Source organism: Pseudoalteromonas sp. OFAV1 (genome assembly GCF_021532595.1).
Lineage (GTDB): Bacteria > Pseudomonadota > Gammaproteobacteria > Enterobacterales > Alteromonadaceae > Pseudoalteromonas > Pseudoalteromonas lipolytica_C.
On record NZ_JAKGBG010000007.1, the window covers coordinates 143,512 to 156,616 of the forward strand.

Genomic DNA, 13,105 nt, shown 5'->3' on the forward strand with positions numbered 1-13,105 from the left:
TTACATCGGTACTGGGGCATTTTCAGCAAGTAACTGTTCAGATTTTAAATCTTGCCAAAATGCACAAGGGATCACTTCATTAAATAGCTGTACAGTTTTTGCAACTCGCTTTGCATTGCCAAGGCCTGGAATAACCGATGCAACTGCCGGGTGTGCAAGCGGAAATTGCAGTGCAGCAGCTGCGAGAGTGACATTATGGTCTATACAAATTTGCTCAATTTTATCTACTTTTAAAATTACTTCTTTAGGGGCAGGGTTGTAGTTATAAAAGGGCGTTTTGTTAGTGCGAACGCCAGTTGCTAATATGCCCGAGTTGTAAGGACCGCCGAGAATTATCGACGTACCATTTGTAATGCATTGAGGAAGAAACTCGTTGACTGGTTCTTGTTCAAGTAATGAGTATCGGCCGGCTAATAAAAAACAATCAAACTGGCCAATATTCATGGCTCGCTTACAAATTTCGACTTCGTTTACACCTAAACCAATCGCTTTGATTTGTCCGCTACTTTTAAGTTCATCAAGTGCTCTATAACCACCTTGCTCGAACTGCATAAAATAAAATGAATCTCTATCTCCATGAGTATCTCTGCCAAGATCATGAACCAGAAGAATATCAATTTCAGCGAGCCCTAAACGTTGCTGACTATCCTCAAATGAGCGCATAATGCCATCGTAGCTGTAGTCATATTGAGCATCAAAAGGCATCGGAGTAGCAAAACCATGGCGAAGCTGCGTTACATCCGCTTTCGCGTCTGGTTTAATGAGTCTTCCAACTTTTGTGGATAATATATAATCCTGTTTTGGAAGTTCCCTTAGTGCATCTCCCACTCGACGTTCACTTAGTCCTGCACCATAACGCGGAGCTGTATCAAAATAGTTGATACCTATATCAATAGCCGATGATAAAGTTTTTTTAGCTTCTTCATCACTGACTGGTTGATATAAATTACCCATAGACGCAGCCCCAAAACCTAACGTTGATATATTTAGGTTTGTGTTACCAAGTTGACGAGTGTTGAAAACGTTTTTCATAATACTCCTACCATATTGTTCAGCTATTTAACTAGGAAGCTTGGTAAGTCCGTTACTTTTTCACAGCCTAATTGGTTCATTATCTGCGTTACCTGCATCATCAATGCATTAATGGTATGAATGCCTCCTTTATCACCTAATGCGCCAACGCCATATACAAAAGGTCTACCCAGAAAAGTAAAATCTGCTCCACTTGCTAGGGCACTCACAATATTAGTGCCGCTTCGTAAACCGCTATCCATAAATATCTTTATGTCTTTTGAATACTTAGATGCGATAGTTTGTAGTGGTTTTACTGGTGATTCACCTGCATCAAGTTGTCGACCACCATGATTAGAAATTACGACAGCATCAGCGCCAAGTTCTATAGCCGATTTCACATCTTGTTCACTAATTAATCCTTTTATTACTAATGGCCCTTGCCACATATCTCGTATAGGCTTTAGTCCCTCAATATCTACACGGCCCATAACTGTTTTATTCATAAATGCTGCAAGTTCATCGGTTGGCATGTCTTTAGGCATATAGGGTTTTAGGGTTTGCATTTCAGGCTTGCCAGCAAGCGATGTTTCGTAAAACCAACGGGGTCTACTTAGCATTTGCATGATGTTTGAGAGTGTCATTTTAGGTGGCATCGCCAAACCATTGCGGATATCTCTTGGGCGATAGCCAAATGTTGGCACATCAACTGTGACAACCAATACAGGGTAGTGTGCTGCTTTTATGCGACTTAATAGATCTTTACGAATGCTCTCATCTGTTGGGTTGTATAATTGGAACCAAGCATGACCCTCAGACACTTCTGCAATACGCTCAAGGCTAGATGACGAAACAGTACTTAATACATAAGGGATGTTTTTTTCAGCGGCAGCTTTAGCCAGTATCTCAGGCGCTTTTGGCCACATTAGGCCTTGCAAACCAACGGGTGCAATTCCAAAAGGAGCAGAGTAGGTGTGGCCAAATAGTTCAACTGATTGATCGCTGCCAGAAAAAGGCTTTAATAATGTACTACGCAATTGTACAGCATTGATCTCGTCTCGATTTCTCTGAACACTTCGCTCTTCCATACAGCCACCTTCAAGGTAGTCAAATGCAAAGCGTGGTATGCGTTGTTTGGCTTTTTTCTTGAGGTCCGATATATCAGGGTATTTATGATTAAAGTAATTATTCATGATGATGTCCTCTGCTCACATTAATTCAAGCAAGCAGGTCCTATGCTGTCGAATGTTTTATAAGTTAACAAAAATTCCTGATGTCCCATTTGTTCAGATTTACTTTGTTCACCACTTGCAATGCGGACAATAAGATCAAAGATTTCATCTCCCACTTGCTCTACCGTTTTCTGACCTTCGATAATACTTCCAGCATTTATATCCATGTCATCACTTAAGTTTTTGTATGTTTCAGGGTTTGCGCAGATTTTAATTACTGGCGAAATAGCTGAACCAACAACGGAGCCACGACCGGTTGTAAATAATGTGATGTGGGCACCTGATGCAATCATTTCGATGATTTCTTGATTATCAGAAATGTTTGGAAATCCAAATTTAGGGTCTCCATCAGGGACTACATCCATCAAGAATAAGCCTTTTTTGTGAGGCTCTTCACCCGGTTTAATAATGCCATTAATTAACGAGCCACCTGACTTAGCATAAGCTCCCATTGATTTTTCTTCTTGTGTTGTTAAGCCACCCTCTGCATTACCCGGAGCAAAGCTGCCATAGCCCATTTTCGTGTAATATTTCTCAGCCTTAATTACACAAGATACAAGCTTGTCTGCAAGGTCTTTCGATTCGGCCCTTTGCGCCATTATTTGCTCGCAGCCCACAAGTTCGCCGGTTTCTTCAAAAATGCAGGTTGCATTTTGCGTAATTAAACGGTCGAAACACTTACCAACAGCAGGGTTTGCGCTGATACCACTGGTGCCATCTGAACCACCACAAATTGTGCCAATAACTAATTCATCAACTGTCATATCAACAACAGGGCATGAAGAAATTTGTTCTAGCATAGCCGCAGCTTCTTGAACCCCTTTATCAATGGTGTTTTTTGTTCCGCCGTTATTTTGAATAACAAGCGTACTAACGGGGCGACCAGACTGACTGATAGCTTCACTTAAGTGTTCACGGTTGAACCCTTCACATCCCAAAGAAACGAGTAACACACCGCCAACATTAGGGTGGGTACACAGTTTAGTCATCATAGAAAGTGCATAATTGTTTGGATAGCAGCCAGGAAAGCCAATAAGTTGGATGTCTTGGTTATTTGACTTATTAACGATTGTTCTTGCCACATGGTGTGCACATTCAACTAAGTAGGCTACAACCACAGTGTTACGAATACCTTTTTTACCATTACTTCTTAAATAGCCCTGCATATTAATCTCCACTAACTGAGTGCCTAGTGTGGCTTGCTATATAGTCACTCTTCATATTGTGAAGGTGCACATGCTGTCCTTTTTCAATATCGTCAGTGGCAGATCCGATAGGCACACCGTATTTTAAAATTTGTTCGCCTTTTTGAATTGCACGGCAGGCAACTTTATGACCAACAGTGACATCTGTATTTAGCGTTAGCTCATCATTTGCAATGGTGATCGCTTCACCAAGGTATGCAGCCTGACAACAAACAATGACGTTGTCTTGTTCATGCAGTAACACAAATTTATTTCCAGACATTCAATCCTCACAATTAAAGTTTGTTGGTACATTAGCAATTTATTTTAAGTATGAATTATTTTTTCATATTTAAAATATTTGTAATGATTTAACAAGTCAACATCTTTCTTTTGTCTCTAGCCACTGTCATTTGTTGCTACAGCCAGGAACCTTTAAAAAAATAGTAAATAACCAATTGTTTTTAATAGACATATTCAAAATAATATTTTTCTTATATGAAATTTAATTGTATATATGAATTTATCGTGCAATCTTTTAAACATGAACTGTACTAAGCAGTTCGTATTAACAGCATCTAACTAAGAGCGTAATTAACAATGAACACATATCAATTAGGTACAAAAGAGGGAGGGGAAACTGCACCATTAATCGCAACGGATATGCTGATACCTTTTATTCTGGTTGCAGCACTTTTTCCTCTTTGGGGCTTTGCAAATGACATTACCAACCCGCTGGTAAAAGCGTTCAAAGATATTTTTCTAATTTCAAATGCACAGAGTTCTCTTGTGCAATTTGCTTTTTACTTAGGGTATGGAGTGATGGCTATTCCTGCCGCATTGTATATTCGGCGTTATTCTTATAAATCTGGGATACTACTTGGACTTGGGCTATATGCACTGGGTGCATTACTATTTATTCCTGCCAGTTATTACATGGAATTTAATTATTTTTTGGCTTCTTTGTGTATTTTAACCTGTGGATTGGCACTCTTAGAGACAACTGCAAATCCTTATATTTTATCGATGGGAGATGAGCGGACAGCCACAAAGCGGTTAAATTTAGCGCAAGCATTCAACCCTGTTGGTTCGTTGATGGGCATGTTTGTTGCCTCAACTATGATTCTAAATAAGCTTGAAATAGAACAGTTTAGAGCTGAAGAAAAATTACAACATCCAGAATATGCACATTGGCTCCCCGCAGTTGTTGATGAAAAGCTTACCGAAGCACTTTATACCTTTTCAAAAGAAGAACCATTTAATCATATGGCGATGCAGGCAGCTGATTTGGCGACAATACGAGACCCTTATGTGGTAATTGCTATGATTGTCATTGTCTTATTTTTTATCTATTTATTTTATCGCTTGCCTAATACACAGGCTGTTAAAGTAAATCAAAGTGACAATAGCGCGAAGGAGGTTTTTGTAAAACTTATTAAAAATAAGCGCTATGTTGAAGGTGTGATTGCTCAAGTTTTTTATGTTGGTGCACAAATTATGTGCTGGACTTTCATTATCCATTACGGGATGACTGAAGTAGGCTTAACCGCTTCTGAAGCGCAGAATTACAACATTGTTGCTATGTGTGTTTTTCTGGCCAGTCGCTTTATTTGTACGTTTTTACTTAATTGGGTTAACGCCGCATTACTGCTGATGATCTTTGCAATTGCTGCAGCGAGCTTGACGTTTGCTGTCATTTTTACCGGGGGCATGCTCGGATTGTATTGTCTTATTGCTGTTTCGGGGTGTATGTCTTTAATGTTCCCAACAATTTATGCTATCAGTTTAGGCGGTTTAAAAGCCGATGCAAGTATCGCATCCTCAGGGTTGGTCATGGCGATTGTTGGAGGAGCGCTAATGCCACCTCTACAAGGGCAGATGATTGATGCAGGACCACTGATAAAGTCACTAAGTGCAGTACAAACCTCTTTTTTACTACCTTTAATTAGTTTTATGGTGATAGCTGTTTTTGCTTATCGCGTTATCTATATACATAAAACATCAGTGGAGAAATGAAATGCAATACTGCTTAACATTAGAGCTAGAAAACAACGATGATTTAATAGCCGAATATGAGAAATACCATGCCCCGGGAAATGTATGGCCTGAAGTTGTTGCGGCAATCAAAGAAGTGGGTATAACGAACATGGTGATTCATCGGCTAGGCACACAATTAATTATGATACTTGATACCAGCGATGATTTTAGTTTTGAACACAAAGCCAGATTCGATGCTCAAAATAGTAAAGTTCAAGAATGGGAAGCATTAATGGAAAAGTTTCAAAAGGTTGATACGTCATCCAGTAAATCTGCTAAGTGGAAGCTTGTTGAGAGGATTTTTTCACTGGATGAACAAATAGCAGCTTATTAAATGGGTATGGCGCTTTTTCTCATAAATGAAACTAATGTATACTTTTGTAATCTGAGGAAATTTTATAACTAGTCTCAAAAAACTAGTGAGTTATATTAAGGTGAATATCAGTGGAAAAAGAAACGGATTCTAAATCACGGAAAAAAGTGTATTCAGCTCCTGCGCTTGAAAAAGGATTGGATTTGCTTGAATTGCTGTCAAGTGAAGTAGACGGTCTCAATATCACGGATATCACAGCACGACTCGATCGTTCGGTCGGCGAGTTGTTTAGAATGTTGGCGGTATTAGAGCAACGCGGCTATATTGAAACGCCAGCGGGAAGTGATAGGCATAGATTAACCTTAAAGCTCTTTGGGCTAGCCAATCGGTTTCCACCTATTAAGCGTTTAACATCGCTAGCTAACCCTTTGATGCACAGATTATCTTATACCATAGAGCAATCTTGCCATTTAGTGATCTACTACGAAGGTAAAGGTCATGTTGTAGTGCAGCAAGATTCACCTTCGGCGCGTATCTTTAGCGTTAGACTTGGCGCTGAAGCACCCTTAGTAAATACCTGTTCAGGGCATTTATTGTTGGCGTTTTCTGAACGAGAAAAGCGTGATTTAATGCTAAGTCGTGTGCCAAGTGACCACCCACAAGCAAATTCTGAACAACTCGAGGATATAATCAATCGCGTTAAAAGTCAGGGTTATGAGAGTGTAATTAGTGCGCAAGCTCATGGAGTAAATGATATTGGTTATCCAGTGTTTGATGCCACAGGTCAAATCGCAGCGGCGTTAGTTGTGCCATTTATTGATTTCACTGATGGCTCTCATACAACTGATATGGCAATGATCCACGAAAATATGCAGGTAACAGCTTTAGAGTTGTCGAAGCTATTAGGGTATGAGTGATCCCAATTATCAAATTAGAATATTTAGAATTGGTACGACTGAGTGGATTCGAACCACCGAGCTTTGGAGCGGGTCATAAAGAGTGGTAGTGCGCTAAGCGACTGAGCTTTATGCTATAGGATATTTAGAATTGGTACGACCGAGTGGATTCGAACCACCGACCTTTGGAGCGGGTCATAAAGAGTGGTAGTGCGCTAACCGACTGAGCTACAACTTTACAATTCAGATTATCGGGTAATATCTTTGAAAGGTTGGAATAAACTTGCTTCGACCGAGTGGATTCGAACCACCGACCCCTACCATGTCAAGGTAGTGCTCTAACCAACTGAGCTACGGTCGTACAGAAGTGTCAAAATCAATAGTGGTACAACCGAGTGGATTCGAACCACCGACCTTTGGACCGGGCCATTAAGAGTGGTAGTGCGCTAACCGACTTAGCTACAACTGTACAATTCAGATTTTCGGGTAATATCTTAGTAAAGGTTGGAATAAATTTGGTACGACCGAGTAGATTCGAACCACAGACCTTTGGAGCGGGCCATCAAGAGTGGTAGTGCGCTAAGCGACTGAGCTTTATGCTATAGGATATTTAGAATTGGTACGACCGAGTGGATTCGAACCACCGACCCCTACCATGTCAAGGTAGTGCTCTAACCAACTGAGCTACGGTCGTACAGAAGTGTCAAAATCAATAGTGGTACAACCGAGTGGATTCGAACCACCGACCTTTGGACCGGGCCATTAAGAGTGGTAGTGCTCTTTCCTTTGGTTATACCTAAATCGTGGTACAACCGAGTGGATTCGAACCACCGACCTTTGGACCGGGCCATTAAGAGTGGTAGTGCTCTTTCTTTTGGTTATACCTAAATCATGGTACAACCGAGTGGATTCGAACCACCGACCCCTACCATGTCAAGGTAGTGCTCTAACCAACTGAGCTACGGTTGTATTTTGATTTAAAAAGTTGTCAGCTTGGCTAAACAACGGAGGCTAATATATAGCGACTGCTTGTGTGAATCAAGCAGCTTTAGCTATTTTTATGTTAAGTGCTGGTTTTTTACTCATAACGGACTAATTTCGCACGCTCGATAAAAACCTTGCCACCAAGTTACATGGCTTTTAGCAGAGCGCTTAAGATTACGTAAAATTGCCTCATTACTTTCGCTATCTACTAATGGGCTCATTTCAGTGTCACGCCATATTTGATGATAAAGTGGTTGTAGGGTTTCTAATCTTCCCACCAAGAATGATTGATAAGGTTGTAACTGCTCCAAATAAAACTTTTTAAACACATTACTTAGCGTTTGTGCTTTTTGTTTATTCTTGTTGGCAGGACAGAGTTCATCATTTGTGTACTGCATAAGCAGCTCTGTTAATTGTTGATTGTAATGTGTTTGGGCTCGAGCCGCCGAAATTAACAGCTTGTTGTATTTAAAACGGTTTAACACTTCAAGTTGGCTGATGATTTTATCGGGCTCCATATCGTTTATTTTGCTGGTAGTAATTTGATTGTTTAATTTAGCAATCTGCTCCAATGCGCTCACGGTTTCGCTAAAACCTGACGTATTTTCATCAATATAAGTCGAACTTAGTTGCCAGCTTTGTTTAAACTCGGTTTCGTTGAACAGCATAGCTTTAAAGTAGTTGGCTAAGTTTGCTTGTTTTTTTGCTGCGGTGAGTTTTATTTTTTCAGAAAGTTCATCTTGTTCATCAATGCTTTCTAAGCATTTATTTGCGCTTTGTATAAACTTAATTTGATAACTCAAAACATTAGCGGGTGTTGCCGTTTTGCCAAGCTGGTTATTGTGCTCAGCAATCAGAGTTGCAAGCTTACACTGACGTAACTGGGCAAGTTCAAGCATGCCGATCGTTGTTTTGTCTTCATCGTCATAAGAGAAGTGCTTAACAGTTAGTGTACTCGGTTTAGATAGCTTAAAACCTTCGGTTTTAAGCACGTTATTTAGTCTTTGCGCATAGGTGTGATTTACATCACCAGAAGAGGGTGTGCAGGCAATAAGTGCCACACACACTAGAGCAATAATAGAGTTTAGAAGGCTATTGGTTTTGCAAAAATGGTGCATGTTTAAATCGCCTATGAACAGTGAACATCAACATAATCGCTGCGGCACTTAACCCCACAATAATGCCTATCCAAAAGCCATGAGGGCCCATTGCTGGAACAATTAAATCTGTACGAGCAAGTACGAATCCAAGCGCAAATCCGATCAGCCAATATGAAACAAATGTTATGTAGCCAATAGGGGCTGTGTGCTTTAATCCACGTAAAATGCCGTTAGCTGAGACCTGTAAAGCGTCTGGCAATTGGTAGATGCAAGCCAATACCATAATTGAAGAGGCAAGTGCTAATACCTCAGGATTATCTGAATACAATTGGCTGATGATATCACGAGCAAAGAAAGTAATACTGGCTAGCATAAATGCAATTACAGCTGCCAGAATATAGCTAGTTCTTACTGCATTTCTTAATTGCTCAAAGTGCTGCTGACCAAATAAATTGCCAATACGTATACTTATCGCAATTGAGAGACTTAGTGGCATCATAAATAGCAAGGTGGTTACACTAGCTGCAATCTGATGGCCAGCGACTGCTACAGCACCTAAATGAGCTATAAATAAAGGAATACAAGCAAATAAGGTTACTTCAAAAAAGGTAGCAAGTGAGATAGGAATACCTACTTTGGTAATGATCCACATTGTTGAGAATTTTGGTAATGCAAAATTAGCGAGGAGTTCTTTAGCATTTACTTTTTTACTGAAATGACAGTAAATGACTTGAGTTAGCGCCATAGAAGTAAATACAAGTGCTGTGGCTATACCGCATCCGGCACCACCATAGGCATCAAACCCTAATTTACCGTGGATAAACACATAGTTTGCAGGAACATTTACAGCTAAACCGATTAGACTGATATAGAAGGCTGGCTTTGTCATACCCATACCCTCAGTAATATTGCGATACACGCTAAATAGCAAAAAGCCCAGCATTCCCCATTTAACAAAGTAAATATATTGCTCAGCCAGAGATGTAATCGCAGCGCTGGTGTCCAGTTGATTTAATACGCTATCAGCAAAACCTGCCACTAAGACACCTATGAAACTGAGTATCAGTGCTAAATATAAGCCTTGTTGAAAATAATGACTAATTCCTTGTTTATCATTTGAACCTGAAAATTGCGCAATAATTCCTGTAAGCGCAAGTAAAATTCCTTGAAGGGCAAGCATTAATGGGTTCCAGATACCAGTTGCAATTGATAAAGCAGCTAAGTCAGTTGCGCTTACTTGACCTGCCATTACTGTATCAACCACAGTCATTAAAATAAGTGTAACTTGCGCCAAAAACACAGGGATGGCTAAAGAAATTAAGCGCTTGGCTTCCCAACTACAAAAAAGCATAAAAAACACACAACTAAAAAAACAGACAAACATTGTAATCTATTCATAGATCAATAAAAATCGCAGTTATCTATTTAGTGAAGAAAAGAAGTGTTGCTATGTTTACCGGAATTGTACAAACCCAAGCTATTGTAAAAAAAGCGATTCACGAAGGTGGAATTTTACGACTCACTTTACAGGTAGCTAATGACTATGCTGCTAACTTAACTTTGGGGGCGAGTATTGCTATTAATGGCTGTTGTTTGACAGTCGTGAGTTTTGAAAAACAATCAGCAGAGTTCAGTTTTATTGATTTTGATGTAATAGATGAAACACTAAGACTAACTAATTTAGGTGCATTAACTGAGCATGACACAGTAAATTTTGAGCGTTCAGTTACCTTTGGCACAGAATTAGGAGGGCATATTGTTTCTGGTCATATTCATTGTATGGCAGAAATTATTGCAATTAACGATGATCAAAATAATTGTAAAATGCACTTATCATTAGCAGCTGATTGGCAAAAATACGTACTCTACAAAGGTTTTGTTAGTGTTAATGGCGCAAGTTTGACCGTTGGCGAAGTTGATGAACAGGGCTTTTGGTTGCACCTAATCCCAGAAACACTCGCAATCACAAATTTAGATAAGTACAGTGTTGGTGATAAGCTTAATATCGAAGTTGATCAACAAACCTATACCATTATAAACACCGTAGAAAATTACCTATCCCAACAAGAACATAGCAAACGAGCAAATTAAAAAATTTGCTCGTCGTCGCTGTCAACGAAAAGTTCTAGTTTGTTGTGTGCGTAATCAATATGCATATTTAAGTGGATCGGGTTACAGCATGCGCTGCAATCTTCGTAGTAATCCTGGTCACCGTCGCTTGCATCAAGAGCAACATGTATATAGTGGCCACAATGAGGGCATGAAATACGTTGTGTGAAATGTTCTTTCATCAGCTTTTACCTTAATCAGGCATGCCTGAGTTCGTTAAATTGCAATCAGAATTAAACCTTAACCCATGAAAAATGAATCTAGATTTAATCAGATTGGTATAACTTACTAACCGCTAAACAAGCGGCTAGCACCTGTATCTGAACGCGTTATAAGTAAACTATAGCCACGATTAACGGTTTATGACATTCGTTTTACAACGATTTTAATGTTATTTAAGGAGTAATTCGATTTGTTGTTTTGCTTCAGTAAGATAGTGTCCTGCAAAAATGTTTGCATGGTTAAGAACAGGGTAAAGTTGATAGATGAGTTTTCGTTGCTCATATCCAGATTGTAATGGGTATAACGCGTTGTATGCCTCGTAAAAGGCGTCTGGCAGTGGAGCAAATAATTCGCTCATTGCGATATCACATTCCCGATCACCATAATAACAAGCTGGATCGAAAATACTGGGTACGGTGTTATAAAACCCCATATTTCTTCGCCAAAAATCACCATGGAGTAGAGATGGTTCCACTACATGGCTATGCAGTGCATCTTTAATAAAGGCGATGAACATTTCTTGGTTTACTAACTCAATGCCTTTTTCTTGTAACAATTGCAGTTGCCAGCCTATTCGTTCCTCTGCAAAAAAAACATCCCACTTTCTGTGCCATCGATTGGGCTGAACAGTTGGACCTAAAAAGTTATCATTATCAAAGCCAAACATGGCTTGAGTATGTTTTTGATGAAGCATGGCTAAATGTTCACCCATTTGATACCAATTTGAATGTGGTTGCTTATCAAGTTCTAACCATTCTAGAACGATGAATGAATACTCAATGTTACAACCTGTAGTGATGCAATCGGGTATCATAAATAAACTCTCTTGCGTGAGCAGCTCTAAATTAAAAGCTTCACATTCGAGTCGCTCTAAATCACTTAAGTGAGCTACCTTAACAAAGAAGTGGTGTAGATCATCACCAATATGGAAGTATTTATCGTTATTGGGTGATTGTAACTGGCGTTTAAAAGTATGCTTAAACTCAAAATGCATCGCTTGGCTTATCTGCTCATTCACCGAATTCCACATAATTCTGTTCACCTTTTAACCATATAATTAAACTATGGCAAAAAGACGGTGAATTAACAAACCCATGGCGTTAATATTATTAAAGTTTAGTAATTAATTTACGAGGATTCAGATGAATAAAAGTCTCATCACTAATTTAGTGGCAGTTGCCTTAGTATTAGTCGGATTTTTATTTGATCAAACAGTTGTATTAACGGTTGGTTTATTTGCCTTATCTGGGGCTGTAACAAACTGGCTTGCAATTCATATGCTGTTTGAAAAAGTCCCTTTTCTTTACGGATCAGGTGTCATTACTCTTAAATTTGCCTCTTTTAAAGTTGCTATACGTAACTTAGTTATGACCGAGTTTTTTGCAGAAGAGAAAATTGATCAAGTCATGGCTTTAGCGAAACCTAATATTGATCTTGAGCCAGTTATTAGTGAAGTTAATTTAAGTCCGGCTTATGATTCTTTAATTGAGGTCATTGAAAACTCACAATTTGGTGGCATGCTGTCTATGTTTGGTGGCCGAGATGCGTTAGAGCCTATGCGTGAACCTTTCATTGAAAAAATGAAAGCGGCGGTGATTGATATATCAAAGAGCGACGAATTTAAAACGATTCTTGATGAAAAGCTATTTGCCAACTCTCATCTAGGTGGGTCATTACATGGTACAGTTGAGCGTTTAGTTGATGAGCGTTTAAATGAACTAACGCCAACTATGGTAAAAGATATTATTCAAACCATGATCAAAGAACATTTAGGTTGGTTAGTGATCTGGGGCGGGGTGTTTGGCGGCTTATTTGGTCTTATCGCTGCGTTAATATAATAGGGTTAGGGTGTGTAGCAGGCCGGTATCGGCCTACTACTTAGAATTCATCATAATTATTTAGAACCAGCAATAACAATGACTGTATCGTCAGATACTTTAGCAATATCTTGGATACTGGTTTTTGTTGTTGTTTCAAAATTCAAATAACTTGCTGATTTATTAAACCCATAGGTGCT

13 protein-coding genes and 3 tRNA genes are annotated in these 13,105 nt (G+C 39.3%); 5 read left to right on the forward strand and 11 right to left on the reverse strand.

The features are described 5' to 3' along the window. Genes L1267_RS06280 through L1267_RS06295 form a run of 4 tightly spaced genes read right to left on the reverse strand, consistent with a single transcriptional unit; the run spans window position 1 to window position 3,710 of the window. Window positions 1–1,032: an aldo/keto reductase gene (locus L1267_RS06280; protein WP_235382393.1), complete on the reverse strand. Its 1,032-nt coding sequence runs from the start codon at window positions 1,030–1,032 to the stop codon at window positions 1–3. A gap of 23 nt (window positions 1,033–1,055) precedes the next feature. Continuing rightward, window positions 1,056–2,204 (reverse strand): alpha-hydroxy acid oxidase, encoded by a 1,149-nt coding sequence (locus tag L1267_RS06285; RefSeq protein ID WP_235382394.1) that lies wholly within the window; start codon window positions 2,202–2,204, stop codon window positions 1,056–1,058. A gap of 20 nt (window positions 2,205–2,224) precedes the next feature. Then, a complete protein-coding gene (locus L1267_RS06290) occupies window positions 2,225–3,409 on the reverse strand; it encodes a UxaA family hydrolase (protein WP_138558462.1) in 1,185 nt (394 codons plus the stop codon). Between the two features lies 1 nt (window position 3,410). Beyond that, window positions 3,411–3,710, reverse strand: a complete 300-nt coding sequence (locus tag L1267_RS06295; RefSeq protein WP_135924360.1) for a UxaA family hydrolase — start codon at window positions 3,708–3,710, stop codon at window positions 3,411–3,413. Window positions 3,711–4,027: 317 nt separating this feature from the next. Between L1267_RS06295 and fucP the strand changes: the two genes are divergently transcribed. From fucP to L1267_RS23740, 3 genes are all read left to right on the forward strand, one after another. Continuing rightward, window positions 4,028–5,443 (forward strand): L-fucose:H+ symporter permease, encoded by a 1,416-nt coding sequence (gene fucP, locus L1267_RS06300; protein ID WP_235382395.1) that lies wholly within the window; start codon window positions 4,028–4,030, stop codon window positions 5,441–5,443. A gap of 1 nt (window position 5,444) precedes the next feature. Next, window positions 5,445–5,798, forward strand: a complete 354-nt coding sequence (locus L1267_RS06305) for an L-rhamnose mutarotase (RefSeq protein WP_235382396.1) — start codon at window positions 5,445–5,447, stop codon at window positions 5,796–5,798. 110 nt (window positions 5,799–5,908) lie between these two features. Next, the gene (locus tag L1267_RS23740) at window positions 5,909–6,694 is read left to right on the forward strand and encodes an IclR family transcriptional regulator (RefSeq protein ID WP_235382397.1); all 786 of its coding nucleotides are present in this window, start codon (window positions 5,909–5,911) and stop codon (window positions 6,692–6,694) included. 266 nt (window positions 6,695–6,960) lie between these two features. Here L1267_RS23740 and L1267_RS06315 read toward each other — a convergent pair. From L1267_RS06315 to L1267_RS06335, 5 genes are all read right to left on the reverse strand, one after another. Beyond that, a tRNA-Val gene (locus L1267_RS06315) sits at window positions 6,961–7,034 on the reverse strand. A 256-nt stretch (window positions 7,035–7,290) separates the two neighbouring features. Continuing rightward, a tRNA-Val gene (locus L1267_RS06320) sits at window positions 7,291–7,367 on the reverse strand. A 198-nt stretch (window positions 7,368–7,565) separates the two neighbouring features. Then, window positions 7,566–7,642: transfer RNA gene (locus L1267_RS06325), tRNA-Val, on the reverse strand. 113 nt (window positions 7,643–7,755) lie between these two features. Then, window positions 7,756–8,775 carry a DUF3080 family protein gene (locus tag L1267_RS06330; RefSeq protein ID WP_235382398.1) on the reverse strand — a complete coding sequence of 340 codons (1,020 nt, stop codon included), beginning with the start codon at window positions 8,773–8,775 and terminating at the stop codon, window positions 7,756–7,758. After that, entirely contained in the window at window positions 8,750–10,108 is a 1,359-nt protein-coding gene (locus L1267_RS06335) for an MATE family efflux transporter (RefSeq protein ID WP_138556870.1), read from the reverse strand. The genes L1267_RS06330 and L1267_RS06335 overlap by 26 nt, the downstream gene beginning before the upstream one ends. A gap of 98 nt (window positions 10,109–10,206) precedes the next feature. Here L1267_RS06335 and L1267_RS06340 point away from each other — a divergent pair, with 98 nt between their 5' ends. After that, a complete protein-coding gene (locus L1267_RS06340) occupies window positions 10,207–10,848 on the forward strand; it encodes a riboflavin synthase subunit alpha (RefSeq protein WP_235382399.1) in 642 nt (213 codons plus the stop codon). Here L1267_RS06340 and L1267_RS06345 read toward each other — a convergent pair. Beyond that, entirely contained in the window at window positions 10,845–11,048 is a 204-nt protein-coding gene (locus L1267_RS06345) for a CPXCG motif-containing cysteine-rich protein (protein ID WP_235382400.1), read from the reverse strand. The genes L1267_RS06340 and L1267_RS06345 overlap by 4 nt on opposite strands. 209 nt (window positions 11,049–11,257) lie before the next feature. Beyond that, window positions 11,258–12,118, reverse strand: a complete 861-nt coding sequence (locus L1267_RS06350) for a fructosamine kinase family protein (RefSeq protein WP_135924368.1) — start codon at window positions 12,116–12,118, stop codon at window positions 11,258–11,260. A 112-nt stretch (window positions 12,119–12,230) separates the two neighbouring features. Here L1267_RS06350 and L1267_RS06355 point away from each other — a divergent pair, with 112 nt between their 5' ends. Continuing rightward, a complete protein-coding gene (locus L1267_RS06355; RefSeq protein ID WP_199526560.1) occupies window positions 12,231–12,926 on the forward strand; it encodes a DUF445 domain-containing protein in 696 nt (231 codons plus the stop codon). Window positions 12,927–13,105: the final 179 nt, after the last annotated feature.

Coding starts and splice junctions, on each gene's coding strand:
- L1267_RS06280 (WP_235382393.1), bottom strand. CDS start 1,032: ATGAAAAACGTTTTCAACACTCGTCAACTTGGTAACACAAACCTAAAT.
- L1267_RS06285 (WP_235382394.1), bottom strand. CDS start 2,204: ATGAATAATTACTTTAATCATAAATACCCTGATATATCGGACCTCAAG.
- L1267_RS06290 (WP_138558462.1), bottom strand. CDS start 3,409: ATGCAGGGCTATTTAAGAAGTAATGGTAAAAAAGGTATTCGTAACACT.
- L1267_RS06295 (WP_135924360.1), bottom strand. CDS start 3,710: ATGTCTGGAAATAAATTTGTGTTACTGCATGAACAAGACAACGTCATT.
- fucP (WP_235382395.1), top strand. CDS start 4,028: ATGAACACATATCAATTAGGTACAAAAGAGGGAGGGGAAACTGCACCA.
- L1267_RS06305 (WP_235382396.1), top strand. CDS start 5,445: ATGCAATACTGCTTAACATTAGAGCTAGAAAACAACGATGATTTAATA.
- L1267_RS06330 (WP_235382398.1), bottom strand. CDS start 8,775: ATGCACCATTTTTGCAAAACCAATAGCCTTCTAAACTCTATTATTGCT.
- L1267_RS06335 (WP_138556870.1), bottom strand. CDS start 10,108: ATGCTTTTTTGTAGTTGGGAAGCCAAGCGCTTAATTTCTTTAGCCATC.
- L1267_RS06340 (WP_235382399.1), top strand. CDS start 10,207: ATGTTTACCGGAATTGTACAAACCCAAGCTATTGTAAAAAAAGCGATT.
- L1267_RS06345 (WP_235382400.1), bottom strand. CDS start 11,048: ATGAAAGAACATTTCACACAACGTATTTCATGCCCTCATTGTGGCCAC.
- L1267_RS06350 (WP_135924368.1), bottom strand. CDS start 12,118: ATGTGGAATTCGGTGAATGAGCAGATAAGCCAAGCGATGCATTTTGAG.
- L1267_RS06355 (WP_199526560.1), top strand. CDS start 12,231: ATGAATAAAAGTCTCATCACTAATTTAGTGGCAGTTGCCTTAGTATTA.